Source organism: Bacillus sp. EB106-08-02-XG196 (assembly GCF_013396335.1).
Classification (GTDB): Bacteria; Bacillota; Bacilli; order Bacillales; family Cytobacillaceae; genus Neobacillus.
On the sequence record NZ_JABWSY010000008.1, the window covers coordinates 73,256 to 98,603 of the forward strand.

The following is a 25,348-nucleotide window of genomic DNA, read 5'->3' on the forward strand; positions in this document are numbered from 1 at the left end:
CTATTTAATTCGTGATTATTTCAAACCCGGAGCCTTTGTGATTTCACTAAGCTTAGAATTGATGGCAAAGATTTTTGCATTGACACCTGTGATACCAAATCCAGCCAGTCTTTTGGTATGCATATCCAAATATTTTTCAGCTGTTTCTTTTGTTTCGAAAAGATAAATGCCGCCTGATTCGTTTGTTTCAGGGCTTTCTGTCCAGATTTTCCATATGAAACCTTCTTCTTCAGTAATGCTTTGTGCTAAGCCAGTAAACGCCGCCGTCATTTCATCACCGAATGGTCCATTCATTGGGAAATCCACTTGTAATAGGTATGCCATAGGTCTTCTCCTTTTATTTTGTAAAATATGATTCGCCTAGAATTTCTTTCTTTTGATAACTGCCTGGTGGTAGCTCCTTTTCAACAAAAGCGTTAATTTCCGTCTTTTCAAGATTGTACATCACTTCAATTTCTTTTGAAAATAACAGTTTTTCTTTTTCAAGTAAGCTAGAAAGAGAAGGTTGTGGGTTTGGCTGCAGTTCTTCCTTGTTTAAAACCTGCTTTAATCCGTCCACATAATATTCAAACGGATGACCGCCTACCATTTTTACCCCTTTGTTGTCTTCATTAATCATAATAATCGTTGGAAATCCTCTAGCACCCAGACTTCTAGCAAGAGCAAAATCTTCATTTAATAATGGTTGTCCTGCTGGCTGTTCCGCTTCACTTACTATAGCTTCTCCATCAAGCCCGAGTTTATTGACGATTTCGATTAGAACAGATAGATCCGAAATATTTTGATTGAATGCGAAAAGCTCTTCTCTTGCGCGTCTTAAAAATTCATAAGCCAGTGCATCGTTATAATTTTTTTGAATCACTTTATAGACACGTGAAGGCGGGAAGGATGATTGAACCGGATTGTCAATCATGAGTGATCCATCAATCGGCATGCGAGAATGCTCGCCTACTTCCCTCCAGTGAGGAGCAACGTCCGCAGGCTTATAAATACCGTTTGCCGGATCAATCGGTCCATCATGCCATTTTTCCAATAATCCACCCATCACCGGATGAAAGTTAAAATAGTGTCCGTACTGCTCTTTGAAACGACGAAGGATCGGTTCAATCGCCCAGCAATGAGAGCAAATGGGATCTGTTACATAATAAACTTCAATGGACTTTTTTGGTTGATTAAAATCAATCAGCCCCATTTCTTCCTCCCCAGATACTCCACATACACCTGTTTCTAAATCACAAATCATATTATTGTTACTCATGTTCAATCCTCCTACAATGGTTTGTATTTGCTTTATAATTGAATTTTAGTAAATAATGAGAGTAATCAATACCAATAGTTCCTTCGATTTGTCGGAATTACAACACATTGAAGAAATTGTTGTAAAAGTAGGAGTGACCCAAAATGACTCAAGCAAAGACGGATCCCCGGGTTATCAGGACTCGCAGATTAATTATGGATTCTTTTATTGAACTTTCCGCTAAAAAGGAATTTAAGGATATTACCGTAAAGGATATTACCACAGAGGCGATGATCAATCGCGCCACTTTCTATTATCATTTTGAAGATATCTATGATTTATTGGAAAAGGCATTATCAGAAGTATTGTTAGTGAATTTGAAAGGGGATTTTTACGAAAATGACAAACTAAATGAAGAGGCGTTCGTTAGTATTTTCATAGCGATCACCAATTTTCAAAAGTCATTATCCAATCGCTGTCATAGAGGATACGAGGATACCATTGCCCGTATTATTAGGGACCAGCTCGAAGTAATTTTTTATAAAATGCTTGTCAAACAAAAGGCAGCGGAAGAAGATGAAGCACTTAAACTTAATGCGGTTATCTTAAGCTGGGGGATTTACGGAGCTTCTGTAGAATGGAAACGAAAGGGTATGAACGTACAGCCGGAGGACTTCATTAAACCAGCCCTTCCCTATTTACTGTCTGGGATTGATACTGTTTAAAGACACCGCGCTTGAGGACAATAAAAAATCACTTTCGACAAAAGACGATGGAATTCCTCTTAATTCTACGTTTGATTAAAACTTCCCTAAACCCTTATGAAAAACGAACCTTGTCCTCATTTCAAGAGAGTTTCTTGTCGAGGAGGAGGTTTGTTTTTTCCCAAAACCCCTCAAGGTCAGCCAATAAAAACGACTTTCCCCAAGCATTGACGGGTTCTTCCAAAATAGCATGGTAATCAAACGATTGTGTAAAAGTGAGATAAACCCCGTCATGAAAGGCTTTCTTTATTAATTCAAGTAAATGAATTGTCGGCCGGTGGGTAGAATTTAGCGATAATCTTGGTCAAATTTTCAAATACGAGTTATTTCCCCTTTATACCGCATTCTTTTGCAAAAACCTTGTTTTTCCCCTATTACACAAACGTTTGATTAAATATGTGTTTATCCTTATAAACACATGGCTCCTGTCTATTATTTTAAGAAAAATAGATCGAATCCTGCGACTAATTCAGGATAGATGCTTTGGTTATTTTCGGAATAGGAGCATGAGCACAATTTAATTAGTGGTTGAATACTGTGTTAAAAAGCTTTTTAGGAGTGATGACTCATGGATATCCCTGTTTCTGGCTTTATGTATGCTTCAGATGACTCAGACCCAATGCATTCCCATCGACTTTATATTACTTCCTGGGATGGAAGGCCCGTTCATGTTCACGGATTTAGCGGCATTACTTCGTTTGATGATGGACACAGCCATCAATACGCCGGACAGACTGAACCGGCACCCACCGGGGTCCCGCATACCCATCGATATTTTACCTTTACTTCTGTTGATGACAGACATAGACACCAAATTCAAGGGGTAACTGGCCCTGCTATTCCTTATGGTAATGGTGGACATTATCATGAATTTAATGGTTTTACCACTGTAGAAGGCGCCCGACCGCATAGACACCATTATGGCGGAAGAACAGGCCTCTAAAATCAAACCAATCGAAGTGATTTTTTTCATATTGGCTGTGTTATGATTCATTGTTGATTTTCGTGTAGGGTTGATTATTCATAGGCGGAGAATTTCCGGCTATTGTAGATAAAGGAACCTTAAGAAGCCGATATAAGCGGAAATATTCCGGTTAACTGCTTCAAATAAGACAAAATCCAATGATTTGGATACCATAAGCGGAAAAACTCCGCTTATTATGAAGGAAAAATGTGAATTTCCCAATTTAAACGGAAATTCTCCGCTTATTTTCCTAACACAGTAAAATCAACATTCAGCTTTAACACAGCCTTCATATTTAAAAAAAGGGAGGTTTCTAAGAAAATAGAAACCCTCCCTTTTTACATTACCAGCATCTGCATTTAAATAAACAATTAATATTCCGGCATTGTTTCCGTTCATTATGATTATTGTTTTGTTTATTATTATGATTGCCATTATTATTGTCTTTCATTTGACCACATTTATTATTTTGATGATCCGTACACTTTTTTTGCTGGTCTTGTTTGTCGTTTTTGTCCTGTTTTTTGCAATCATCGTGCTTATTACTATCTTCATGCTTGTCTTTACCTTGATGATGCTTATGATGGTGTTTCTTCTTACCTTTCACTCCCCGTACTCCCCTTCCTAACAAACTCTTATATAGTTAGTTTATTAAGATATTGGAAAACGGCTTGGACGAACTGCCATCAAAAGGCGGTTTTTTTCCTGAATTAAACACAACAGGGACGGTTCTCATGGTCTTTTTTGGCTAGTATGACCACAAGAACCGGCCCCATGTCCTGTTAATCGCAGAAAGCAAAGGCACCAATAATGATTAATAAAATAAACAAGACGATTATAATGATAAAACTATCGCAGCCACGTGTTTGAACACATGGGGCACCAAAGCCGTAATGCATTTGTTGCTGGGGAAGTACATTGGCCCCCATAGTATGTGACGGAATCATATTATCCATTGTAACACTTCCTTTCATTTGCATAAGAGCTACTATGCAATACCCTATATCATACACAGTGAAAGGAAATTGGAGCCCGTCTAGATTAAAAATATGAATTCATTACGGTTATGAACGAATTAGAAGTCTGATTTTCATAGGAAAGACCCTCTTGCAATAAGAGGGACTTACTCTACATTCTATCTCCTCCGGGACCAGCGCTTTTTGCGGCTGTGTCCCCTGATTCATCCAGCCATGTGACAGATTCTTGGTGCTGACCACAAGAACCGTCCCCTTGTCCCTAGGCAGTTTTTTCTAACTTTTCACCTTTATATGCCCCTATTTCTGGAAGCGGTCTTAGGGCTAATATAGCAATGACCATAAAACCAGCCAGGAATAGGTAGAAGAAGGTCCAACCGCCAATTCCTAACAGCAGCGGTGCAATGGCAGGTACGATGGATTGTGGCAGCGCATTGGCTACGTTCATTAAACCAAAGTCCTTCGCCGCATCCTCTTTATTTGGTAAAATTCGAGTCACCAATGCCATGTCAACAGACGAAAAGCACCCATACCCCAGACCCAAGATGACGGAGGCAATGATTACCGCAGTATAATTTGGAACAAACGTAAAGATTAATAAACCTACTAAAATAACAAAGGCTGAACCATACAAGAAGGGCTTTTGTTTTTTCAATTTGTCAGATAAGACTCCACCAAGAATACTAGTTAGAGATGTTGCAGCTAATCCGATGAGCGTGATGGTTCCAACGCTTGTCGTTGCTTCTGCTTCAGAATATCCTAATCGATTGACAAACATTACAGTTGTATAGAGCGTTGCACAATACCCCATCATGAGTAAAAATTTTGAAACGATCGCCCATGTAAATTCAGGAAACCTACGAGGACTTGGATATACCTTGCTAAGTTTTTCCTTCAGTGATACGTTCTCTTTCACCACATTAGAAATTTCCACTTTACCGTCACGAATGATGAACAGGCTAATGATTGGACCAACGATACCAATAATGGAAACGAGAGACCATTTAGTGAGAGTGGATGCTGAAGGGATCAACATCATCAGTACCATCCCGATTGCGATTCCGACCGGAATCGCTAAGCCCAATAACCCAGAAATCGTCCCACGCCTTTCTTCCATTACTTGGTCTGGAATTAAGGCTGTGTAGGCGGCCATTCCAAAATTGAAGAAAAGCTGTGCCACACACCAGCCAACTACCACATGCCAAACTTCTGTCGCCAGCCCAATTCCAAACAAGGCGGCGCAGCCAAACAAGGGACCAAATAGAATCCAAGTACGACGGCGGCCAAACGCAATGTTAGTCCGGTCACTGACAGCTCCTCCGATAGGATTACCGATTAACGCAAAGATTGCACCAACACCAGCAATCAATCCATAAGAGGCTGTGTACCCATTCGGGTCAATTTCCATCATTTTAAATGTTAGCAGCATCGCGGCCGGCGTCAACAGTCCTACCATCATGAATGTATATCCAAGCATAATTCCAAAAGTTAATCTGCCGAATGGCGTTTTTACCTGACCCTTCATTGTTCGTTCAGCCATATTACTTCCTCCTAAGTGAGAGCGATTTCATAAATTTTTAAAAAAGTAATGAACTTCTCTCATGACTTCAAGCCGGCATTTGAAATCATGAGAGGCAAAGTCTATTAGTTTGTTACAAGTTGACCATTTAAGCGGTTCATCATTTCAGTTAACATTTCCTCTGTAAATGCCCCCTGGCTGAAGCTCACCATCGCACGAAGCGGCATATACTTCATCATGGCAGCCATCATTTCCGCTGCATCAGCGTCCTGTTCTTCCATATTGAATAATGGATTATGTTCATTGGCTTTTGCTAAAAGCTCTTTCGCAATCGGAGCTAACACTGGATCGGCAAGCAAATCGCCTACTAATGTATTACGATGAATCCGTTTTCGAATTTGCACGGTCGATTCAACATGAATAGTATCTGTTAAAACAATGTCTCTTGAGGACTTACCAATAAGAATCTCAAAATCTCCCGTTTCAACATGCCAGTCTTTCAATTCCACGTTATAGTAAGCAAAAGAACGCTTATCTAATGTAAAAGTAACATTTTTTTCTTCTCCTGGTTGGAGCTCTACTTTTTCAAAGCCCTTAAGCTCTTTGTTAGGACGAATCACACTGCTAACAACATCTTGCACATAAAGCTGAACCGTTTCTTTCCCTGCCACGCTCCCTGCATTTTTTACCGTTACCGTCACGGACACGGTATCTGTGTCCTTGATAGTCTTGTTATCAACAGTAAGATTGCTATATTCAAAGCTTGTATAGCTTAAGCCAAAACCGAATGGGAATAATGGCTCAATGTTTTTCTTGTCATAGTAACGGTAACCGACAAACAAGCCTTCTTTATATTCCACCCGATCCCCTTCACCAGGGAAGTTTAAATAGGAAGGATTGTCACTTAAAACTTTCGGGAAGGTTTCAGCTAGCTTTCCGCTTGGAGTTGACTCACCAAACAGTAAATCAGCAATCGCGCCTCCAAGCGCTTGTCCACCTAAATAGCCTTCTAGTACTGCTTTAACTTTACCAATCCATGGCATTTCGATGGGAGCACCATTACTTAAAACGACCACGATGTTGCTTTGTACCTCTGCAATCTTATTGATTAATTGAATGTGATTTTCTGGCATGCGTAAATGTTCACGATCATATCCTTCTGACTCATAACGGTCAGGCAAGCCGACAAACAAAATCACAGAATCCGCAGAAGCTGCCACTTCTTTTGCTTCCTTGATCAAGGCCTCATCTACCTCATCACTTGCAAGGTTGTAGCCTTGTGCATATAGAACCGTTGTATTTTCACCTGAAACAGTATCAATTTCTTCTAAGATATTTTCAAGTTTTGTAGGATTAATATGAGAGCTTCCACCGCCTTGGTAGCGTGGGTTTTGAGCAAACCCGCCAATAACTGCTACGGTTCCACCCTTTTTCAAAGGAAGAATAGAATCCTCATTTCTTAATAGAACCATACTTTCTCTAGCTACTTCCCTCGCAAGCTGATGGTGTGCATCTTTGCTATAAACGGCATTCTCTTTCTTATGGTCAACAGCCTTAAAGATAATAGTAAGGAGTCGTTCTACCGCTTGATCTAATTTTTCCTCAGCTAATTGACCGTTTTTGACAGCTTCAACAATCATCTTATCGCCAATTCCATTGCTTGAAGGCATTTCCAGTTCTAACCCGTTTTCTAAACCAGTCGCACGCTCATTCACTGCGCCCCAGTCGGAAACGACAAATCCTTCAAAGCCCCACTCATCTTTTAAAATTTCGTTTAAGAGATAGTTGTTTTCAGAGGCATATTCGCCATTTACCTTGTTATAAGCGCTCATCACTGTCCATGGCTGCGCTTTCTTAACGGCCCCTTCAAAACTAGCCAAATAGATTTCACGCAATGTTCTCTCATCCACGATGGCATCCGTTGACATCCTGCGGTGCTCCTGATTATTGGCAGCAAAGTGCTTGAGTGAAGTTCCTACTCCCTGACTTTGGACACCCTTAATATGACTAGCAGCGATCTCTGAAGATAAATAAGGATCTTCTGAAAAATATTCAAAGTTTCTTCCACAAAGGGGCGAACGCTTAATATTGGCACCAGGTCCAAGCAGCACGGCTACATCTTCCGCTTGGCATTCTTCCCCTAAGGCCACCCCTACTTGATGAATTAATTCTTTGTTCCAAGTACTGGCTAAACCTACTGCAGATGGAAAACAAGTAGAAGGAACACTATTATAAATTCCTAAGTGATCGGCTCCCTGCGCTTGCTTTCTAAGTCCGTGCGGTCCATCCGTTACCATTACGGAAGGGATATCTAAACGTTCAATTCCCTTCGTATTCCAAAAGTCTAATCCTGAACATAAGCTTGCTTTTTCCTCTATCGTCATTTCAGCGATTAATTTCTTTATATCTCTTCCCATGATAATCCTCCCAGTAAACGTTTTTAGAAAGCGATTTCTTGTTTTTATTATAGTTTCTCTTCTTCTGAAATAATGGTATATTTTTTAGAAAAGTAGTAATATTTTACGGAATATTTTAATGACTGGGGGTAAAATTAGTGGTTTTTTCCGAATTAGGGGAATTAGATTATATTTGCAGGCTTTTATTTAACACATACAAAATACCGATTTCTTTTCTTGATCAGAACGGAAATTTGGTTTTTGAACATGTGCTAAACGAGCAGCCTCATCCGCTTTTTCCTTCAAGAATGGATCTTTTAAGACAGTTGAGTGCTGAAGACGATTATTACCCTTTTCCAATATTTAAGTCGACCACCAATCTTGAAAACTATTTTCTGATTCAGATACCCTTACACGGAAGCATTTTGGCAGGACCTGTCCTTTATTCAAAGCTGCCAGAGGGATCGATTGATGGTCTCATTCATGATCTTCATATAAGGGTAAATAAAGTTGAAATGATTCAGTACTATCAAGCTCTTCCTGTTTTAAATAATTTAAAATTTATCAATATGAGTATGGTTTTTCACTACATGCTTTTTCAACAACAACTAGACTTAGTTGAACTCTTACAGAAAAATAAACTACTGGAGAATGTGAAAATAGAAATCGAACAGCCTGATGTTGAGATCGCTGAACGACGCCAAAATACAAAGGTTCATCATGATCCAATGGCAGAGAAGAAAATATTTGACTGCATTCGAGAGGGAAATACGGCGGATGTCGTCAATACGTTGAAGTCCTTAGGGGAAACAGGTGAAGCTGGGATATTATCGAAAAAAAGTCATTTACGCAGCCAAAAAAACATAGCAATCGCGGGAATCACTCTCGCAACAAGAGCGGCTTTAGATGGAGGGCTTTTTCCTGAAATTGCCTATACACTTAGTGATTTATATATCCAAAATCTTGAGGAAGTGAATGATAGTAAGGGAGTGGACCAGTTGGTGGAGCACGCCTTTTTAGAGTTCACCCAGCGGGTTGAGCAAAGCAAACGGGATCAATATTCTACCCCCATCTATGCCTGTCAAAATTATATCTTCACCCATCTCTATGAGGATATTACGCTGAATCAGCTGGCGAAAATGGCAGCGATGAATCCTAGTTATCTATCTGCACTATTTAAAAAAGAAGTGGGTGTTTCGATTAGTGGTTATATCCAACGTGCAAAGGTTAATGAAGCAAAAAGCTTAATGACCTATACGGCACACAGCCTGACAGAAATTAGCAGCCTCTTAAACTTTCATGACCAAAGTTACTTTACGAAAGTCTTTAAAAAATTTGCCGGGGTAACACCAAAGCAATATAAAAGCAGACTGGTTGCTTCTAAACCAAATGAAGTGTAGAACCAGCCCAAAACCCCCTTAGAAAACGAACTTTTGGCAGATCACTTTCAAGTTCCACATCCAAAACAGCTAAAAAGCCTGGCGAACACCAGGCTCATGTCAATGTCATTGCTTTTCATCCAGGTCCAAAATAAAATGGCAGTGTCCGTGGTGATTTAAATTATCATAGCCACTGACACACTCCACTAGTATAGTTTGGTGCCTTTTTTAATTGGATGTTTGCTCTGCATATTTTTTGAAATTATCTAGAATCGCCCGCCATCCTTGTTGTTGTAGCTCAATGGAATTCTCAGTTTCCGCATCAAACGTTTCAATTACCTGGGTTGCGTTATCTTGACCTTTAAAAGTGATAGTAACTTTCCTTCCATCACCCATTGTATACGCAATAACCTCATGTAATTTCACTTCATCATAAATTCCACCAAAATCGAAACCAAAACTGCCATCCTTGGCTTCCATTCTTGAATGGAATTTCCCACCTGCTCTTAAATCATTCTCAGCAATTGGTGTGTGCCAGTCATCTGAAGCTGAATTCCATTTTGTTATATGAGTCGGCTCTGTCCAATATTCCCAAACCTTTTCTACTGGTGCTTGAATGGTTGTTTCTACCGTTACTTTTTTAGATGTTTCCATTTCATTTACCACCTCTCCTAATACAAATATTTTTATGTGATTCTTTCACAATAGATGCCTAGCTATATTGTAGATGATTGAGAAAAGTTACGCTACTTCTTCATTATTACCTTTTTAACCCCCTTATAATCTACTTCTTCCCATCTATTTGTGCACATCAGGCACATCGGGGACGGTTCTTATGGTCTTTAATTTGGCTAGTGCCGACCACAAGAACCGTCCCCACGGCCCCCTTTATACAAAACTAGGATCATTAAAGTATACTATTTTTGAAAGAAATTTTGTTCCTTGAATATTTTTGAAAGCTTCATTAGCTTCCTCTTCTTTGTCAAATTCAAACATTTTAATATTTCCATTTAAATAGATAGTTATGACCCACATTTGAAAGCCTCCAATTAAAATAGATTTGATACTGTGAATTTCAGATGAGTTTTAGTTAAGCAAATTGATAGGAAATCTCATGATTTTTTTTCGTATACACATAGCCCTCTAATATGGTTCTCGCAGTACGAACCACTTTAATGGCACGAATGTGGCCTGCCAGGAAATCCACTTTCGTTTCCATAATTCCCGCAGGGTGAGCTAATCGAAAAACATCCTGTTTAATGTTCACCATTTCTGATAGAATCGTTTCCTCTAAGAAGGCTCCTGTAGTTGCACAGATTGCCCCTGTGATCGCAAGAGCCTGATGGGGCTTTTGCATTGACATCATTCTAATCATCAAATCCATTTCTTCTGCATTTCGCTCTGTACCAGCCATATCTATGTAATCCATAGGCGGTGAAATGATGGCCATCTTTGGTACAGCAGGAGATAGAAGTGTTGCGGATCTCCTGTCAGCGAAACCGCACATTTCAGCCGCAATTGAACGAATTTCTTCCAGTTCAATTAACTTTTCCTGTGTATAGTCAGAAGGTAATTCACTCCCAGTCAGACCGATATCTTGAGCTCTAACGAAAACAAGTGGATTGGCGGCATCAACAATCGAAACGGGAAAAAGTCGATTACTTGTTTTGATCATGTCAATTGGATTACCAGTTGGAAAGAGTTTCCCGGTAACAGCTCCTTCAGCACGATTAAAAGTAAGATAGATTGGTGATCCTGTGCCAGGCACTCCTGGAATGGAACAGCTTCCTTCCGTTTTCACTTGGCCATTTTCAATTTCTACCTCTGCTAGTATTAATTTTTGTGTATTAGTATTAAAAATTCTTACCGTTGTGACAGGTTCCTTTATCGGAACTAATCCTTGCTCAATTGCGTATGGTCCTACCGCGGATGATATATTACCACAATTCCCTTTAAAATCAACCATTTGATTATCAATGCTTATTTGAGCAAATGTGTACTCCACATCAAATTCTAACGAATCCGACTTTTTTATTATTGCTGCCTTACTAGTCAACGAATTTGCCCCGCCAAGACCATCAATCTGCCTGTGATCCGGACTACCCATTATATCGAGTAAGAAGTCTTCCCAATGCGAGCGATTCAAGGGCAAATGTTCAAAATTAAGAAAAACTCCTTTACTTGTTCCGCCACGCATCAAAACCACGGGTACCTTCATTACATTAACCACCTTTATATAAAATGTTTTACCACTACTAGTTCCTTTGAAAATATAGTATGATAGGTTTGTTCATAAGTAAAATACATATTTTTTTAAATAAAAGTAAAAAAAAAGTTATAATCTAAAACGGGTGGCGAATAAATTGGACGAAAAAGACTGGTTCGCTTTAAGGATATTGTATGAGGAAAAAAATATTAGCCGTGCTGCAGAGCGGTTATACATTTCGCAGCCAGCGTTAACATACCGGCTTAAGAATATAGAAAAAGAATTTGGAACGAGTATATTTTTTAAAATAAAAGGTGGTATTGAGTTTACTTCTGAAGGTGCACATTTAGCGGGGTATGCGGAAGAAATGATTATAAAACTCCAAAAGACGAAAGATTACATGTTAAATATGCAAAATGAAGTAAGGGGTACTCTGCGCTTGGGCGTTTCTAGTAATTTTGCTCAATATAAACTTCCAAAAATCCTTAAAAAGTTTTCAATAAAATATCCACTTGTCCAATTTAACGTCAATACAGGATGGAGTACGGAAATCATGAATCTCCTAGATTCTGCTAGTGTTCAATTAGGAATATTACGGGGAAATTACGATTGGTATGGAATTAAAACACTGCTGCACAAGGAAAGACTATGCTTAATTTCAAAAACTAAGGTGGATATGGAGAACCTGCCAAATCTTCCATTCATAAATTATAAAACAGACAGCTCATTAAAAGGTTTAATGAATGGCTGGTGGCATGATAGATTTTCTGAACCTCCATTAGTTACTATGGAAACGGATCGGCAGGAGACCTGTAAAGAAATGGTTAAAAATGGTCTTGGGGTTTCTATCTTACCAGAGATATGCATGCAGCCATCTGATAACCTGCATACATATGGGTTATCTTATAAGAATGGAGAACCTGTATTAAGAAATACATGGTTGATGTATAACGAGGAGTCTTTAAAACTATCCTCTGTAAAAAATTTTATTGATTTTTTAAATAGCAATCCCAATCTTTGATGAAAAAGCACAATGAGATCTTGACGATTTTATTGTGCTTTTGTTCGGTAAAAGGGATTATAAGTTTTTTTATAAAAAAGTATAAAAAAACTTCTATTTTACTTATTTTAATATTTAAATTATTCTAAAAAAGAGAAAAGGGAGCAAGGAAATGGAAAAGGATTTTATGTTTATGCATTTGTAAGCGATTTCTTATCAATGGGAGGGAGATTAATATTCTTACTTTTTTGGGAATTTCAATGGTAATTGTGTTTACTTATTTAATTATGTCCAAACGCTTATCCCCGGTTACTGCCCTAACGATCGTACCGATTGCCTTTGCCATCATAGGTGGTTTTAGTTCTAAACTTGGGGAAATGATGTATGAGGGATTAAAGGTTGTTGCCCCCTCCGCTGCTTTGTTATTGTTTGCTATTCTGTTTTTTGGAGTTCTAATTGACGCTGGATTATTTGATCCACTTATTAAAACGATGTTGAAAATTGTAAAAGGGGACCCAGTTAAAATAGCGATAGGAACTGCAGTGATCGCCATGACTGTTGCTTTAGATGGTGATGGTACGACAACTCATATGATTACCATCTCTGCCATGCTGCCGCTTTACTTGCGACTTGGTATGAATCCTCTTATTCTTGCCACCATTTCAATGCTTTCTGTTAGTATTATGAGTGGAATGACGCCTTGGGGAGGACCCGCTACAAGAGCGATAGCATCTCTAGGTCTAGATGCAAATGAATTCTTCATTCCAATTATTCCAACACTGCTCGCAGGAATGGCATCTATTCTTTTTACCTCTTATGTACTTGGAAAAAAAGAACGTAAAAGGGTTGGAGTTGTCCAAATCAATACAGCTCCTAGAAGGAGCACCGCTCTTGGTGAAGCTGCAGTTGCTGCCGCCATACAAGCGGATTTAAAGCGTCCTAAATTAATATGGGTCAATCTTCTTTTAACGCTTACGATCATGGTCGTTCTTATTATGGGTTTAATACCTGTACCCGTTTTGTTTTTAATTGGATTTGTAATTGCTTCCGTTATTAATTACCCAAATTTAGAGCAGCAAAGGGAGCGGATTGTTGCACATTCTGCAAACGCTATAACGGTTGTTACATTAGTATTTGCGGCAGGTATTTTCACTGGAATTTTTTCCGGCACAAAAATGGTTGATGCCATCGCAAATTCATTAGTGGCCATCATTCCGGATTCTCTAGGCTCTTTTTTTCCGGTAGTCGTTGCCCTGACTAGCATGCCATTTACATTCGTTTTATCCAATGACGCTTATTACTTTGGGGTTTTACCAATTCTTGCTGAGGCAGGAACAGCTTATGGGGTGAGTCCTTTAGAAATTGCCAGAGCTTCTGTATTGGGTCAGCCTGTACATTTTTTAAGTCCACTCGTGGCTTCGACTCTTTTATTAGTGGGAATGGTCAATAAAGACATCGGGGAACTACAGAAGTATGCATTTAAATGGGCTCTTTTTTGTTCAGTAGTTCTTATCCTTGTCGCTATCTTAACAGGGGCTATCACTCTATTTTAATTGTCTAACCTTAATCGAAGCAGGGCTGTCCCAAAACCAATTCTAATGGCTTTTGGGCCAGCCTCACTTTTTTAAGAGGTTGCTTGAATCTCGTTGGTTGCTTGAGTAATGATTTTTACAATTGTTTTTGCAAGGTTCATAACTGTGAATAAACGAGTATCATTTAAAAATTGCATGGCTGGTAAAGGGTCTATATAATTTACCATCCCAATAATATGATAGTCTCCTACTTCCGGCAATACTTTTTTTAGGGCTTCCCCCGGAACCAGAGGTCCTTCTTTCAAAAAAACATAACCCACTTGATTTTGATCGCCTAAACAGGCATCCACACTAATAATAAGCGGCTTTATAAATTCCTTTTTAATTTCTTTTAATGTTTCTTTTAAATTAAATGCATGAACTGGCTTTTCCAAGGTCCCGTAGATACGGTATGGTACCTGATATTCCTTGAGCATCGTTCCAACTAAAGGGCCCAATGAATCTCCTACAGAGCGGTCAGAACCAATGCAGAGAAAGATAATATCTTCTTTTTGATATCCAGACGATTGAATAATTTCCTTCATTAAAGATGCTAGTTTTTCTGTATTTTTATCGCTCGGATCACCGAATATACCTGCTCCGTTTTCATGTAGATTGGACATATCTTGATTCCCCTTTTTACTATTATACAAACAATAATGATCTTAAACATATCAAATTAAGCTGAAGCATGGGAAGATAGGTGCTTTTTATGCTCCCAATAATTTAGTAGCCTGAAAAATGGCGGTAATATAACACACACAATAATGATTCGTAGTACTTGCACTGCTATGACAAATGTAGAATCTGCATTTAGCACAACAGAAGTTGTTGTCATTTCAGCAATACCGCCAGGAGCAAAGGCAAGAACAGCGGTAATAAGTGCGATCCCTGTTACTTTTGAAACAAAAATGGCACACATAATCATGGAGAAAATAAGACCAATCGTACTTAAAAAGGCGACAATTAACGTCTGTTTTAATCCGATAAACATGCTTTTATGAAAACGGGAACCAATACTTGCCGCAATAAAAATTTGAGATAAAGTGATCACCACGTGCGGCCACCATGAAACCATATCATGACCCATAAACAAAGAACCGAATGATTGGACAACCGCCACTGCCACCATACTTCCAATCAACCATGGAGCAGGAAATTTTAAATACTTGCCCAAGAGGTATCCCCCATATGCAATTCCAATTAACACTAAAGTCCAGAGCAGCTTCTCGAATTCAAAGGGTGAGACAGTCTGGGCAGGTAAGGTGACGTGATTTACCGGATTACTAGCCCATAAAGAGACAAAAATAGGAATAGTAAGGATAACTAAAAATACGCGCATAGTTTGGATAATGCTGACGACAGCCGTATTCGCCCCGACCTCTTCCGCAATCCCCGGCATCGCGGACAATCCGCCAGGAGCCGTTCCAAAAAAGCTAGTAAGCATATCAGTTTTACTGTATTTCCAAAGTAGGAAACCAGAAAGTAAAGAAAAAAAGATTGATAGAAGTAGCATGAGAATAATGGTCATCCAATATTCTTTAAAAATATGCAAAAAAGATAAGTTTATTTTCTGTCCCAATTCAATTCCTAAAATACATTGTCCTATAAACAACCAGTATTTTGGAACACCCTTTTTGGAGGCATCATGCCTTAGTAGTGATGGCTTCAAAAATGATAGTAAGGCAGCTGCCAGAAATGTGCCAATCATCCATCCAATGGAAAGACCTGTCAACGAGAGAAAAAATCCGCCTAAGCCGCTGATTGCTATAAACCAAACACTTCGAAAAAAAGTGTTGTTTCTCTTCAAATAAACCGACCTACTTTCATTGAGTCTAAAATAAAACACCGCTACTTGTGTTATGTATTATTAATATAGTATAAACATAGCAATAAATAAAATATCGAATTAATATGTTTAACCATAAATAAAGGTTATTTCTAATTAGGAGTGAAAATGTTGGACGAAAGAGACTGGATGGTTTTACAAACCCTTTATCAAGAGAAGAATATAACAAATACTGCTAAAATATTGTATATTTCTCAGCCAGCTTTGACGAATCGTTTGAAAACGATGGAAAAACAATTTGGTGTCCAAATTGTTATCAGAGGCCGGCGCGGAGTCCAATTTACCTCGCAGGGTGAATATCTGGCAAAAAGTGCTCATGAAATGTTATGGCGTATACAAAAGATAAAAGAAACGGTTTTGAATATGGAGGATAAAATATCCGGTATTTTGAGATTGGGTGTTTCAAATTTCTTTACTGATTATAAACTACCTGGGCTATTAAAACTCTTCAAAAATCAGTACCCTGATGTTGAGTTCAAGGTAACAACAGGATTAAGCAGCCATATTACCCATTTAATGCACAATCAAGATGTACATATTGGCTTTGTAAGGGGAGATTATAGCTGGCAAGATCAAAAGAAACTGCTCTTTGAAGAAAGCATTTGTATTGCTTCAAAAGTAGAAATTGATATCCACCGCCTCCCCTATTTACCAAGAATTGATTATCACACTGATCCATTACTAAAAACTGCAGTGGATAATTGGTGGACTGAAAACTATTCCCAGCCGCCATTAGTCAGCATCAACGTCGATAAAGCTGACACATGCAAAAAGATGGTTGAGAATGGGTTAGGATACGCAATCTTGCCAAGTTTGTTAATAAATGATCTGGACAATATCCATAAATTTGAGATTAGAACAAAAAGTGGAGAGAAAATCATACGTAAGACTTGGATGTTCTACCATGAGGAATCTTTAGAGTTAAATATTGTGAAAGCCTTTGTTGAGTTTGTAGAAGGAATGGACTTGCATAATATTAAATGAGAACCGTCCCCACGATCACCAAAAAAACACCAATGTTGGTGTTTTTTTCTGCGGTTATTTTAAACGGTTTTTATCTTTGTTAAGTATTCATCTAATTGATAATAGGTTCCGCTATATCCTTCTTTAGCCATCTCTTTTGAATCCTCGAAGGTTTTGAGCTCTTCCTCAGTCGGGGATACGGGAGCCACAATCATAGTAAGGTTTGTTTTTCCCTCGGCTTCGCTGAACGTAATGGTATTCAGGGTTTCCACCGGCCAATTTGCGTGAAAGGGGGCACGTACAGTGTTACCTTCTTCATCGGAAAAGAAACTGGAGTAAACGATTTTCTCTGGTGTAATCATTTCACTGTATACAAATTTAACCCACATTACATTACCGTCAGCAGGTTTCTGGCTGTAATGAAAAACACCACCGGGGAGGAAATCTGATTTTAAAACCTCAAACGTCCATCCTTTTGGCCCCCACCAGTTCTTTAAGTGGTCTGATTCTGTGAAAGCCTTAAACACAAGTTCACGTGGAGCATTAAAAGTATGAGTGACTTTGATTTGAGTTGACATGTAATTCCTCCAATTAGTCCTAGGGGACGGTTTTCATAGTCTATTTTGTTAGCATTGCCAATGGAACTGTTAAATGATTCCTTACACATTGATATTTTTACAGGCCGCCGCCAATTTGCCCCTATATAAAAAGCCATTAGAACCGTCCCCTTGGTCGCCCTGAAGTTCCGCATTATGATTTTCATCATTTCTCTCATGACCCGGTTCAATAAAATAACCGAGAATGTGAACACGGCGGCCTCTTACAAAATCGAACCCTGACATTTCAATACATGGAATCACTTCAATTCCATATCTCTTTCCAATTTCAATTGCTTCATTCAAACCTTTCGTGGTGTCATGGTTGGTAACCGCTAAGTGTGTAACCCCTTCTGCGACAGCTAACTCCAAGACCTCATCAATCGACAATAGACAATCAGAAATATTCGTATGACAATGTAACTCAATTTTCACGCAGGTCCCTCCTTTATCTTTATTTTAAGAATAACTTGGTGCCAAGTTAAAAGTGTTAATTGTCGGTAAATTGTTTGTAAATAAAGCAAGAGTTTGCCCCTAATCGGGGAATATGCTCAACTAGAAAGTTTACTAGTCTATCAATCTTCGAGAAAATCAGAAAGTGACGGACGTGGGTACCCACTTACCTGTGTTTTATGTCGGAATATTCACACTTTTTAAGTCCGTAATTCGACAAATATATTTAAGAGCTTGTAATAAAATTTAATTCTACGTGTCTCACGTAATGTTACATATAAATGGAGGAATGTAAATGAAGAAGAAACTAGCTGTACTATCTATTTGTTCTGCTCTATCATTTTCACTACTAGTTGGGGTCCAACCCAACAAAACAAAGGCTTCACCAGAACTGGAACATTTTGTTGTAGCCTATAAGGGGAAACTGCCATCCAATTTCTCTGAGAGAATTGAAAAATCAGGCGGAAAAATAGAACGAATCATAGAAGAAATTGGCATAGTAGAAGTTGCATCCGCTAATCCTGCTTTCCTTACTAATGTAAAAAAAGATGCAAACGTACAATCAGCAGGCAGAGAACTTGAAGCATACTTAGAAACAGACCCCGATACAAAAGTTAATTTTACCCCGGGAACTCCTAATGGAGCTAAAGTTACGTTAGATGCAGCCGCAGACACCTATTGGGAAAAACAATGGGACATGCATCGTCTTACTAATGATGGGGAATCTTATAGCATAAATGATGGAGATAAAGATACGGTGGTTGCAGTAATTGATACCGGTATTGACTTTAGCCATCCGGACTTGAAGGATAATGCTGATCTGGCAGGCTCTAAAACCTTCGTTCCAGGAACTACAGATGCTTGGGACAAAAATGGCCACGGCACACATGTTGCTGGATCGATCGCTGCGAATGGCAAGGTAAAGGGTGTTGGTCCGGATTTAACGGTCAGAGCGTACCGTGTGTTTGGAGCAACGGGTGGTGCACAGCAATCATGGATTACCGATGCCATTGTCGCTGCAGCAAACGATGGCGTTGAGGTGATTAATATGTCCATTGGCGGCTGGCGCTGGATGGCTCATAACCTAGAAGAGAAAGGTGATTCCGCTTCAATGGTTGCCTATCACCGTGCCGTTCAATACGCGATTCAAAAAGGAGTTACAGTGGTCGTATCTTCGGGGAACGACTCAAAAGATCTAAACAATTTACATGATATGCAAGCTTATTGGAAAGCTACTTATGGATTAGATATTAAGGGTCCTTCTCGTGTCGTTCCAGCACAAATTCCTGGAGTGATTACAGTGTCTTCATCTAATGAGTGGTCAACAGATGGAATCGCATTCTACTCCAATTACGGTAATGCCATTGATGTTGCTGGTCCTGGAGGCGATAATGGCCCAACGTACGACAGCCTTTACCGTCAAGATCCGGCCGGAAACTATTTAAATACACGTGATTTTACGTATCGTACACTATCTACTTATCCTAGTTACCCAGTAGGCGGGGGAAATGCTACAACCCAATTTAGCGACGGACAATGGCATGGGTATTCATATTTGCATGGTACTTCCATGGCAGCACCGAAAGTTGCTGGAGTTGCTGGAGTCATTAAAGCCGCTCACCCTGAGTATAGCCCTGCACAAGTTGCAGCAGCCATCAGACAAAGTGCCATTGATTTTGGAAAAGTTGGAGTAGATCCACTATATGGAGCAGGCGAAGCAAATATTTATAACTTCTTATCGAAGGATACTGCTAAGTAGTAATTGAAAGAACCACTGAGTTTAATCTCAGTGGTTCTTTTTTAAAAGGCTGTGTTAAAGCTGAATGTTGATTTTACTGTGTTTGGAAAATAAGCGGAGAATTTCCGTTTAAATTGGAAAATCCCCATATTTCCTTAACAATAAGCGGAGTTTTTCCGCTTATGGTATCCAAATCATTTGATTTTGTCTTATTTAAAGCTGTTAACCGGAATATTTCCGCTTATATCGGCTTCTTAAGGTTCCTTTATCTACAATAGACGGAAATTCTCCGCCTATGAATGATTAACCCTACACGAAAATCAACAATGAATCATAACACAGCATTTTAAAAAGAGGCAGCCAATCAGTTTGGCATTACCAATGTTCCAGTAATGCCCTCGCTTTTGGCCAGATGGACCGTCCCCATGTCCCTAGTTCTTCTCTGCACGATATTCGTCGATAATCGTTTGGATTTCCGGGTCCGCAGGAACATTTGTGACGTCGTAGAGGAATCCATCGGAATCTACCAGCTTCATTTGGCCGTCAATGACTTCAAAGGTCAAATTCAGGCGGCCCAAATAATTCTCTTGTTCTCCACCTGCTTGCGTAATGGGCACCATTACCTCGCCGTTGAATTCATATTCAGGCGTTTTGATGACTTTGTGTGTATCAGCTCCGATTACCGCGGAAACTCCGGGAACCTTTGCCAAGTTGTGATCTTCAGGGTTTCCGGCATGTGAAAGGACAATGTTAATGTCCGACTTTTCACTTACCTCAGGAAGCAATGCATGTAACGCTTCAACCGGTTCAATAAAGTCGAGGTCTGCGACGTCATTCCAACCGCGAATTTCCGGCTTCATCGAAGTAAGGCCAATCACCCCGACTTGAACACCCTTGAAGGTAAAGCCCTTCCAAGGCTTGACATTTTGTATGTACTTTCCTGTTTCTTTGTTCATGACATTACCAGTAAGAATCGGGAAGTTCACGTTGCGGTGGTAATTCTTCAACTGTTCATAAAGACTGTACGGTGTGCCCTCTCCTGCAGGGTAAACACGGAAGTCGTTGTTTCCGAGAACCATCGCATCATAGTCCAGAGCTTTCAATAGAGACGTCTCTAACTCTCCTTGGCCCGCCTGAAACTCACCTCGCAGGAAGACATCCCCGCCATCGACGAGCAGCACATTCTCCTCTACATTGCGAACATTCTCAATGATGGTAGCATACTTCGCAATCGAATTGTAATGAACCGTTCCGTCATCCAGTGTGACGATATCATCCACATGCCCATGAAAGTCATTCGTCTGAAGAATGGTGAGTTCAAACTTTTCTCCCTCCTTGAGATTTTCCTCGGCATCTGCCGTTACGGGCATTGCAACAAAAGCAGCAGCCACCGCCAGTGAAAAGCAGCCCGTCCATAAATTCTTTCTCATTTTATTCATACACTCTCCTCCTATTCATTACCCTCTTAAATTGTAAAACTAGAATGTAAAGTTACGATTAACTTAAGATTAAAATCACGATAAGGATTCGACGTGACCTTGGGGACGGTTCTCATGACCTTTTTTGAAAGACTCCAGTAATAACACCGTTTATTGCCAACAGAACCGTCCCCATGTCCCCCAAAAAAGGTTATTTTCACCAAAGGTAGAATATTAAAGTAGAATTAAAATGTGGATTAGAGGGAATGAAATGATTACTTTAAAAGATGTAAATAAACAAAACTGGATAGACATTGTCAGACTAAGTAGCGCAGAAGATCAACGAAACAGAGTATTCGAAAAAACACTTGCCTCAAACTGTTTGTCCTTAGCACAAGCCAGTATAGAAGAAAATTGGACAGTTAAAGCCATTTATCTAAATGATAGGCCCATAGGCTTTACCATGTATGGGTATTCGGACGAACTTTCTGGCTATGAAATTTGTAGAATCATGATTGATTACAAGTTTCAAGGAAATGGTTATGGTAAGCAAGCATTACTCTTAGTAATAAAAGAAATGGTTAATCAATTTCATTGTGACGAAATATTTATAACCTTTGTTCCTGAAAATGAAATAGCCAAACAACTATATCTATCCGTAGGTTTTAAAGATACCGGCAAAGTAATAAAAGCTGTTGAAGATGAATTAATCTTTTCCATTATTAGCAAGGACCAATTGGAACAGCCTTGACTTACATAAAGAAGAACAACAAAGGGAGAGGGCATTATAGCTCCTCTCCCTTTCCTTCATCATAGTATAGGGGGCCTGACCATCAGAACCTTCCCCGTGTCCCCCGACTCAGCGAACATGCATGTCGTTTGGATGTGAGCCTCTGCGTCGATTGCGATTAAGTTTATTTATTTGGTCCATTTCATTTGCAGAAAGTTCAAAATCAAATACGTTAATGTTTTCTTCGATTCTTGAGGGTGTTACCGATTTCGGAATGACGATGGTGTTGTTTTGTAAATGCCAGCGCAACACAACCTGTGCTGGAGTCTTGCTCTGTGACACAGCTATCGATTGAATAACTTCGTCTTGCAGGACCTCGCCTCCCTGCTCAAGAGGACTCCAGGCTTCTACAAAGATATTATGCTTTGCACAGTACTCTTTTAACTCATTTTGAGCAAGGTATGGATGACACTCAACCTGATTCAATACCGGTACGACGTCACATTCTTTTAAAATGCGCTCTAAGTGCTCAACTTCAAAGTTACAGACCCCAATTGCCTTCACTCGGCCATCATGATAAAGCTTTTCTAAAGCCTTATAGGTATCAACATATTGGTCAAAGTTAGGAGTTGGCCAGTGAATCAAATATAAATCCACATAATCAAGACCTAATCGGTCCAAGCTTTCATCAAATGCACGTAAAGTCTTGTCAAAGCCTTGATCAGCATTCCAGACTTTGGTTGTAATAAATAACTCATCACGAGGAACGGAAGACTCAGCGATCGCCCTTCCCACGCCCTTTTCATTTTTATAGATCATCGCCGTATCTATAGAGGTGTAACCAACTTTTAGCGCCACAGCTACTGTCTCTGTCGCCTGGTCGTCTGCAACCTGCCAAACACCAAATCCTAGCTGCGGCATTTTCACACCATTATTTAAAGTGACAAAATTCATCGTACATCTCCTCCTTGTGTCCTTGGCCTTTTTTGAAGGTAATAATAGAGAATGCTTGTCAGCACCTCATATTTTCTGCAATATATTTTTACATAAAAAGCCAAGATATACAACCTATGTGTAAGCCACAATGACTTTTTTGAATAAATCACGTACTGCCTCTGAATGATGAACCGTTACATCAGCAGAAGGAATGTACCGTGGCGGAAACTCGTTACTCGTAGAACAAAAAGGCATTACCAATGTTCCAGTATGCCCATAAAGGTATAGATATCATACTAAAATTCCAGGATAAACCAGTCCAGAAGAACCGTCCCCATGGTCATGGTCCCCCTGGTCTTCATTATTAATCAAACAACAGCTTCCTTTAATCTTCTTGCATCTTTTTTTAACGATTGCAGCATATTCAACAAGTTCTTCAACTGTTTGAAAGGGCTGACATTCATTCGTAACCGCAGCGATAGACAGTGAGACAAGTGCTATTTTTTCCTTCACACCTTGGCGATTTTCGGTTATGACGAAATCTTGTGAAAGATGAGTAGAATGATAGAACCTGACAATACTCCTGTCGAAATCCTCCATGATAGGTTCGCAAATGGATAGAACATCATAATGATTGAGAACACCAATAAAATCATCGCCGCCAATATGTCCTAAAAAAACACCCGATTTCTCAAATGTCCTTTTCAGAAGATCAGCAGTAGCCTGGAGCAGCTCGTCCCCTTTTTTAAAGCCATAGGTATCGTTATAAGCTTTAAAATGATCGAGATCGAAGTATAAGATACTAAAATTCTTCTGGTTGATGATCTCTTTTAGCTTATCGTCTATAATATGATTTCCTGGCAAGCGAGTCAGCGGATTTAATAGGCTGGCAAATTCTGTTTGAACCTCAACCAGCGTCATAAGTAATCTTTGTATACTTACAATACCAATATACTTATCTTCCTTTGTCACAATCACATAATCGTAGCGATCCTCTTCCTTCCTCTCCATTGCTAATCTACTTACCTCTGTAATAGACTGAAAGTAATCAACAATCAGAGGTTCATGGTTTGCGATTAATTCGATAGACCGCCCCATATAGAGATTGTAACCATACAAAGTCCCCATTTTTTGATAAAAATTCGTTCGTGTAATGAGGGATATCGGCACCTCTTCATTTACAACCACCACACCATGTATCTTCGTATTTTCACTAAAGATCTTATCGACCTCTTTACTAATACCCATCTGAGAAATACAGGGTACAGGTTCTGCAATATCACCTATATAAACTGCCATAAGATCACCTTTTCGCCTATCAAATGATAATCGAGAGTTTTTCCTTTTTCATTAAACACGGCGGAATCCTTCCTGGTTTTACCTCCTGATGAGGTTTGCCCAATGCATATCCTTGTCCGTAATGAACTCCTTGTTCCATTAAAAAAGCCAGATCTTCGTGCCTTTCTATTCCTTCTGCAATAATTTTGGTTGAAGATAGTTTTGCATAGTCTAAAATCAACTCTACTAATTGCTGTTGTTCTATCCTTTGGTCAATATTTTGAATAAGGGACTTATCTAGTTTAATAAATTCAGGCTTTAAATAAATTAACGTTTTTAGGCTATTGTACCCAGACCCTACATCATCGATGGCAATTCGAAATCCTTGTGCGCGATAATTGGAAAGGACCTTCTCAAAAAGAGGAAAGTCCGTCACAGCACTTTTTTCCGTCAATTCAAAAACGACCTGCTTCGGTTCGATCCCAAGGTCAGATAAAAGCTGAAGGGTTTCACCGCTATGGTAATTAGAATCTAGTAAAACATGCGGGTGAATATTGATAAAAAGCAGTGAATTCTTCTTATGCAATTGATCTTTTAATCGTTCCATATACCGTTTAAGGGAAATATTTCTACAAAAGCACTCAAACAAAAACACCTGGTTCGATTGGCCCACAAAGTCATAAAATATTTCAGTGTTTGGAAATTCATTTGTAACCGCAGGTCGATTTAACGCTTCATAACCAATTGTTTCTCCTGAATGTAAGTTTAACACAGGTTGAAAGAAGGTATCCAAGGCATTGTTTTTCACAATTTTTTGCAATTCCCTCAGCCTTTTATAATATAAAATATCCTTTTTTCTTCTATTATTTAGGTATATTAAATAGGAGTAAAAGCTACTCTTTCTCAGAACTGAAAATAACTGGTTATGATTCTGACTGTCCATTAGCTGCACCTGCTTCGGTTAAATAATTAAATATACCTATATTTTAATTATCTAATGTTGAGGCAATGTAAATTTTATAATATTTTTTTGTTAATTTAGCGTTTCCTTGGGGACGGCTCTCCTGGTCTTATGTGGTTAGTGATGACCACAAGAACCGTCCCCATGGTCTTCCTACTCTACCATTTTCGACAGTTTTCTGCTTATCCTTTTATTTACCAAACTATATAGTTTTTTAATTAAGTAAATTGCAATCAGAAGAATAAATACAAAGTATTCAGGAACTTCCATTACTCTAAAAGGGCTTATGGCATTTCGCCATGCAGTTTTCATTTCAAATCCTAACATGAGGTCAATTCCGAAGGCACAACTTATTAATGTTGCTAGCATCACTAGTGTAATAATGATTATTTTCATTTTTTATCACCTTTTTATGG

Annotated in this window: 26 protein-coding genes; 8 read left to right on the plus strand and 18 right to left on the minus strand. The window is 39.1% G+C overall.

Annotation, left to right across the window (positions count from 1 at the left end):
• Positions 1–15 precede the first annotated feature (15 nt).
• Positions 16–324, minus strand: a complete 309-nt coding sequence (locus MLOOGBEN_RS13815; protein WP_179158845.1) for a monooxygenase — start codon at positions 322–324, stop codon at positions 16–18.
• A gap of 13 nt (positions 325–337) precedes the next feature.
• The gene (locus tag MLOOGBEN_RS13820) at positions 338–1,258 is read right to left on the minus strand and encodes a DsbA family protein (protein ID WP_179158846.1); all 921 of its coding nucleotides are present in this window, start codon (positions 1,256–1,258) and stop codon (positions 338–340) included.
• 143 nt (positions 1,259–1,401) lie between these two features.
• Here MLOOGBEN_RS13820 and MLOOGBEN_RS13825 point away from each other — a divergent pair, with 143 nt between their 5' ends.
• Together MLOOGBEN_RS13825 and MLOOGBEN_RS13830 are read left to right on the plus strand one after the other, a co-directional pair.
• Positions 1,402–1,962: a TetR/AcrR family transcriptional regulator gene (locus MLOOGBEN_RS13825; protein ID WP_179158847.1), complete on the plus strand. Its 561-nt coding sequence runs from the start codon at positions 1,402–1,404 to the stop codon at positions 1,960–1,962.
• Positions 1,963–2,569: 607 nt separating this feature from the next.
• A complete protein-coding gene (locus MLOOGBEN_RS13830) occupies positions 2,570–2,944 on the plus strand; it encodes a YmaF family protein (RefSeq protein WP_179158848.1) in 375 nt (124 codons plus the stop codon).
• A gap of 364 nt (positions 2,945–3,308) precedes the next feature.
• On the opposite strand, the gene MLOOGBEN_RS13835 is transcribed toward MLOOGBEN_RS13830, so the two are convergent.
• From MLOOGBEN_RS13835 to MLOOGBEN_RS13850, 4 genes are all read right to left on the minus strand, one after another.
• Positions 3,309–3,572, minus strand: a complete 264-nt coding sequence (locus MLOOGBEN_RS13835) for a hypothetical protein (protein WP_179158849.1) — start codon at positions 3,570–3,572, stop codon at positions 3,309–3,311.
• A gap of 175 nt (positions 3,573–3,747) precedes the next feature.
• A complete protein-coding gene (locus MLOOGBEN_RS13840; RefSeq protein ID WP_306430741.1) occupies positions 3,748–3,921 on the minus strand; it encodes a YjcZ family sporulation protein in 174 nt (57 codons plus the stop codon).
• A gap of 280 nt (positions 3,922–4,201) precedes the next feature.
• Positions 4,202–5,479, minus strand: coding sequence for an MFS transporter (locus MLOOGBEN_RS13845; RefSeq protein ID WP_179158850.1), 1,278 nt, complete (start codon positions 5,477–5,479; stop codon positions 4,202–4,204).
• Positions 5,480–5,583: 104 nt separating this feature from the next.
• Positions 5,584–7,875: a glycoside hydrolase family 3 C-terminal domain-containing protein gene (locus MLOOGBEN_RS13850; RefSeq protein WP_179158851.1), complete on the minus strand. Its 2,292-nt coding sequence runs from the start codon at positions 7,873–7,875 to the stop codon at positions 5,584–5,586.
• Positions 7,876–8,012: 137 nt separating this feature from the next.
• Between MLOOGBEN_RS13850 and MLOOGBEN_RS13855 the strand changes: the two genes are divergently transcribed.
• The gene (locus MLOOGBEN_RS13855; protein ID WP_179158852.1) at positions 8,013–9,254 is read left to right on the plus strand and encodes a helix-turn-helix domain-containing protein; all 1,242 of its coding nucleotides are present in this window, start codon (positions 8,013–8,015) and stop codon (positions 9,252–9,254) included.
• A 207-nt stretch (positions 9,255–9,461) separates the two neighbouring features.
• Here MLOOGBEN_RS13855 and MLOOGBEN_RS13860 read toward each other — a convergent pair whose 3' ends face one another.
• From MLOOGBEN_RS13860 to MLOOGBEN_RS13870, 3 genes are all read right to left on the minus strand, one after another.
• Complete coding sequence (locus MLOOGBEN_RS13860) at positions 9,462–9,887, minus strand: SRPBCC family protein (RefSeq protein WP_179158853.1); 426 nt, start codon at positions 9,885–9,887, stop codon at positions 9,462–9,464.
• A 234-nt stretch (positions 9,888–10,121) separates the two neighbouring features.
• Complete coding sequence (locus tag MLOOGBEN_RS13865; RefSeq protein ID WP_179158854.1) at positions 10,122–10,268, minus strand: hypothetical protein; 147 nt, start codon at positions 10,266–10,268, stop codon at positions 10,122–10,124.
• Positions 10,269–10,323: 55 nt separating this feature from the next.
• Complete coding sequence (locus MLOOGBEN_RS13870; protein WP_179158855.1) at positions 10,324–11,451, minus strand: 2-methylaconitate cis-trans isomerase PrpF family protein; 1,128 nt, start codon at positions 11,449–11,451, stop codon at positions 10,324–10,326.
• Positions 11,452–11,596: 145 nt separating this feature from the next.
• Between MLOOGBEN_RS13870 and MLOOGBEN_RS13875 the strand changes: the two genes are divergently transcribed.
• Together MLOOGBEN_RS13875 and MLOOGBEN_RS13880 are read left to right on the plus strand one after the other, a co-directional pair.
• Complete coding sequence (locus MLOOGBEN_RS13875; protein WP_179158856.1) at positions 11,597–12,460, plus strand: LysR family transcriptional regulator; 864 nt, start codon at positions 11,597–11,599, stop codon at positions 12,458–12,460.
• 215 nt (positions 12,461–12,675) lie between these two features.
• Entirely contained in the window at positions 12,676–13,992 is a 1,317-nt protein-coding gene (locus MLOOGBEN_RS13880) for a CitMHS family transporter (protein ID WP_179159011.1), read from the plus strand.
• A gap of 71 nt (positions 13,993–14,063) precedes the next feature.
• Here the strand turns inward: MLOOGBEN_RS13880 and yyaC are convergent, their stop codons facing one another.
• Positions 14,064–14,633 carry a spore protease YyaC gene (gene yyaC / locus MLOOGBEN_RS13885; protein WP_179158857.1) on the minus strand — a complete coding sequence of 190 codons (570 nt, stop codon included), beginning with the start codon at positions 14,631–14,633 and terminating at the stop codon, positions 14,064–14,066.
• Positions 14,634–14,689: 56 nt separating this feature from the next.
• The gene (locus MLOOGBEN_RS13890) at positions 14,690–15,820 is read right to left on the minus strand and encodes an AbrB family transcriptional regulator (protein ID WP_179158858.1); all 1,131 of its coding nucleotides are present in this window, start codon (positions 15,818–15,820) and stop codon (positions 14,690–14,692) included.
• A 150-nt stretch (positions 15,821–15,970) separates the two neighbouring features.
• Between MLOOGBEN_RS13890 and MLOOGBEN_RS13895 the strand changes: the two genes are divergently transcribed.
• Entirely contained in the window at positions 15,971–16,843 is an 873-nt protein-coding gene (locus MLOOGBEN_RS13895) for a LysR family transcriptional regulator (protein WP_179159012.1), read from the plus strand.
• 59 nt (positions 16,844–16,902) lie between these two features.
• On the opposite strand, the gene MLOOGBEN_RS13900 is transcribed toward MLOOGBEN_RS13895, so the two are convergent.
• Both MLOOGBEN_RS13900 and MLOOGBEN_RS13905 read right to left on the minus strand, forming a co-directional pair.
• Positions 16,903–17,400, minus strand: a complete 498-nt coding sequence (locus tag MLOOGBEN_RS13900) for an SRPBCC domain-containing protein (RefSeq protein WP_179158859.1) — start codon at positions 17,398–17,400, stop codon at positions 16,903–16,905.
• An 81-nt stretch (positions 17,401–17,481) separates the two neighbouring features.
• Positions 17,482–17,853 carry a PHP domain-containing protein gene (locus tag MLOOGBEN_RS13905; RefSeq protein WP_483296392.1) on the minus strand — a complete coding sequence of 124 codons (372 nt, stop codon included), beginning with the start codon at positions 17,851–17,853 and terminating at the stop codon, positions 17,482–17,484.
• A 313-nt stretch (positions 17,854–18,166) separates the two neighbouring features.
• Between MLOOGBEN_RS13905 and MLOOGBEN_RS13910 the strand changes: the two genes are divergently transcribed.
• Complete coding sequence (locus tag MLOOGBEN_RS13910; protein WP_179158860.1) at positions 18,167–19,630, plus strand: S8 family serine peptidase; 1,464 nt, start codon at positions 18,167–18,169, stop codon at positions 19,628–19,630.
• Between the two features lie 410 nt (positions 19,631–20,040).
• Here MLOOGBEN_RS13910 and MLOOGBEN_RS13915 read toward each other — a convergent pair whose 3' ends face one another.
• On the minus strand, positions 20,041–21,048 hold the full coding sequence (locus tag MLOOGBEN_RS13915) for a bifunctional metallophosphatase/5'-nucleotidase (protein WP_256989091.1): 1,008 nt from the start codon (positions 21,046–21,048) through the stop codon (positions 20,041–20,043).
• 250 nt (positions 21,049–21,298) lie between these two features.
• Between MLOOGBEN_RS13915 and MLOOGBEN_RS13920 the strand changes: the two genes are divergently transcribed.
• Positions 21,299–21,778: a GNAT family N-acetyltransferase gene (locus tag MLOOGBEN_RS13920; RefSeq protein WP_179158861.1), complete on the plus strand. Its 480-nt coding sequence runs from the start codon at positions 21,299–21,301 to the stop codon at positions 21,776–21,778.
• Between the two features lie 108 nt (positions 21,779–21,886).
• Here the strand turns inward: MLOOGBEN_RS13920 and MLOOGBEN_RS13925 are convergent, their stop codons facing one another.
• The 4 genes from MLOOGBEN_RS13925 to MLOOGBEN_RS13940 form a co-directional block, all read right to left on the minus strand.
• The gene (locus MLOOGBEN_RS13925; protein WP_179158862.1) at positions 21,887–22,711 is read right to left on the minus strand and encodes an aldo/keto reductase; all 825 of its coding nucleotides are present in this window, start codon (positions 22,709–22,711) and stop codon (positions 21,887–21,889) included.
• Between the two features lie 273 nt (positions 22,712–22,984).
• Complete coding sequence (locus MLOOGBEN_RS13930; RefSeq protein WP_179158863.1) at positions 22,985–23,992, minus strand: GGDEF domain-containing protein; 1,008 nt, start codon at positions 23,990–23,992, stop codon at positions 22,985–22,987.
• A gap of 19 nt (positions 23,993–24,011) precedes the next feature.
• On the minus strand, positions 24,012–24,914 hold the full coding sequence (locus tag MLOOGBEN_RS13935) for an EAL domain-containing protein (protein WP_179158864.1): 903 nt from the start codon (positions 24,912–24,914) through the stop codon (positions 24,012–24,014).
• A 171-nt stretch (positions 24,915–25,085) separates the two neighbouring features.
• Complete coding sequence (locus tag MLOOGBEN_RS13940) at positions 25,086–25,328, minus strand: YczF family membrane protein (RefSeq protein ID WP_179158865.1); 243 nt, start codon at positions 25,326–25,328, stop codon at positions 25,086–25,088.
• Positions 25,329–25,348 lie beyond the last annotated feature (20 nt).

Coding starts and splice junctions, on each gene's coding strand:
- MLOOGBEN_RS13930 (WP_179158863.1), bottom strand. CDS start 23,992: ATGGCAGTTTATATAGGTGATATTGCAGAACCTGTACCCTGTATTTCT.
- MLOOGBEN_RS13910 (WP_179158860.1), top strand. CDS start 18,167: ATGAAGAAGAAACTAGCTGTACTATCTATTTGTTCTGCTCTATCATTT.
- MLOOGBEN_RS13940 (WP_179158865.1), bottom strand. CDS start 25,328: ATGAAAATAATCATTATTACACTAGTGATGCTAGCAACATTAATAAGT.
- MLOOGBEN_RS13815 (WP_179158845.1), bottom strand. CDS start 324: ATGGCATACCTATTACAAGTGGATTTCCCAATGAATGGACCATTCGGT.
- MLOOGBEN_RS13925 (WP_179158862.1), bottom strand. CDS start 22,711: ATGAATTTTGTCACTTTAAATAATGGTGTGAAAATGCCGCAGCTAGGA.
- MLOOGBEN_RS13825 (WP_179158847.1), top strand. CDS start 1,402: ATGACTCAAGCAAAGACGGATCCCCGGGTTATCAGGACTCGCAGATTA.
- yyaC (WP_179158857.1), bottom strand. CDS start 14,633: ATGTCCAATCTACATGAAAACGGAGCAGGTATATTCGGTGATCCGAGC.
- MLOOGBEN_RS13920 (WP_179158861.1), top strand. CDS start 21,299: ATGATTACTTTAAAAGATGTAAATAAACAAAACTGGATAGACATTGTC.
- MLOOGBEN_RS13820 (WP_179158846.1), bottom strand. CDS start 1,258: ATGAGTAACAATAATATGATTTGTGATTTAGAAACAGGTGTATGTGGA.
- MLOOGBEN_RS13845 (WP_179158850.1), bottom strand. CDS start 5,479: ATGGCTGAACGAACAATGAAGGGTCAGGTAAAAACGCCATTCGGCAGA.
- MLOOGBEN_RS13865 (WP_179158854.1), bottom strand. CDS start 10,268: ATGTGGGTCATAACTATCTATTTAAATGGAAATATTAAAATGTTTGAA.
- MLOOGBEN_RS13870 (WP_179158855.1), bottom strand. CDS start 11,451: ATGAAGGTACCCGTGGTTTTGATGCGTGGCGGAACAAGTAAAGGAGTT.
- MLOOGBEN_RS13860 (WP_179158853.1), bottom strand. CDS start 9,887: ATGGAAACATCTAAAAAAGTAACGGTAGAAACAACCATTCAAGCACCA.
- MLOOGBEN_RS13840 (WP_306430741.1), bottom strand. CDS start 3,921: ATGGATAATATGATTCCGTCACATACTATGGGGGCCAATGTACTTCCC.
- MLOOGBEN_RS13830 (WP_179158848.1), top strand. CDS start 2,570: ATGGATATCCCTGTTTCTGGCTTTATGTATGCTTCAGATGACTCAGAC.
- MLOOGBEN_RS13915 (WP_256989091.1), bottom strand. CDS start 21,048: ATGAATAAAATGAGAAAGAATTTATGGACGGGCTGCTTTTCACTGGCG.
- MLOOGBEN_RS13935 (WP_179158864.1), bottom strand. CDS start 24,914: ATGGACAGTCAGAATCATAACCAGTTATTTTCAGTTCTGAGAAAGAGT.
- MLOOGBEN_RS13900 (WP_179158859.1), bottom strand. CDS start 17,400: ATGTCAACTCAAATCAAAGTCACTCATACTTTTAATGCTCCACGTGAA.
- MLOOGBEN_RS13850 (WP_179158851.1), bottom strand. CDS start 7,875: ATGGGAAGAGATATAAAGAAATTAATCGCTGAAATGACGATAGAGGAA.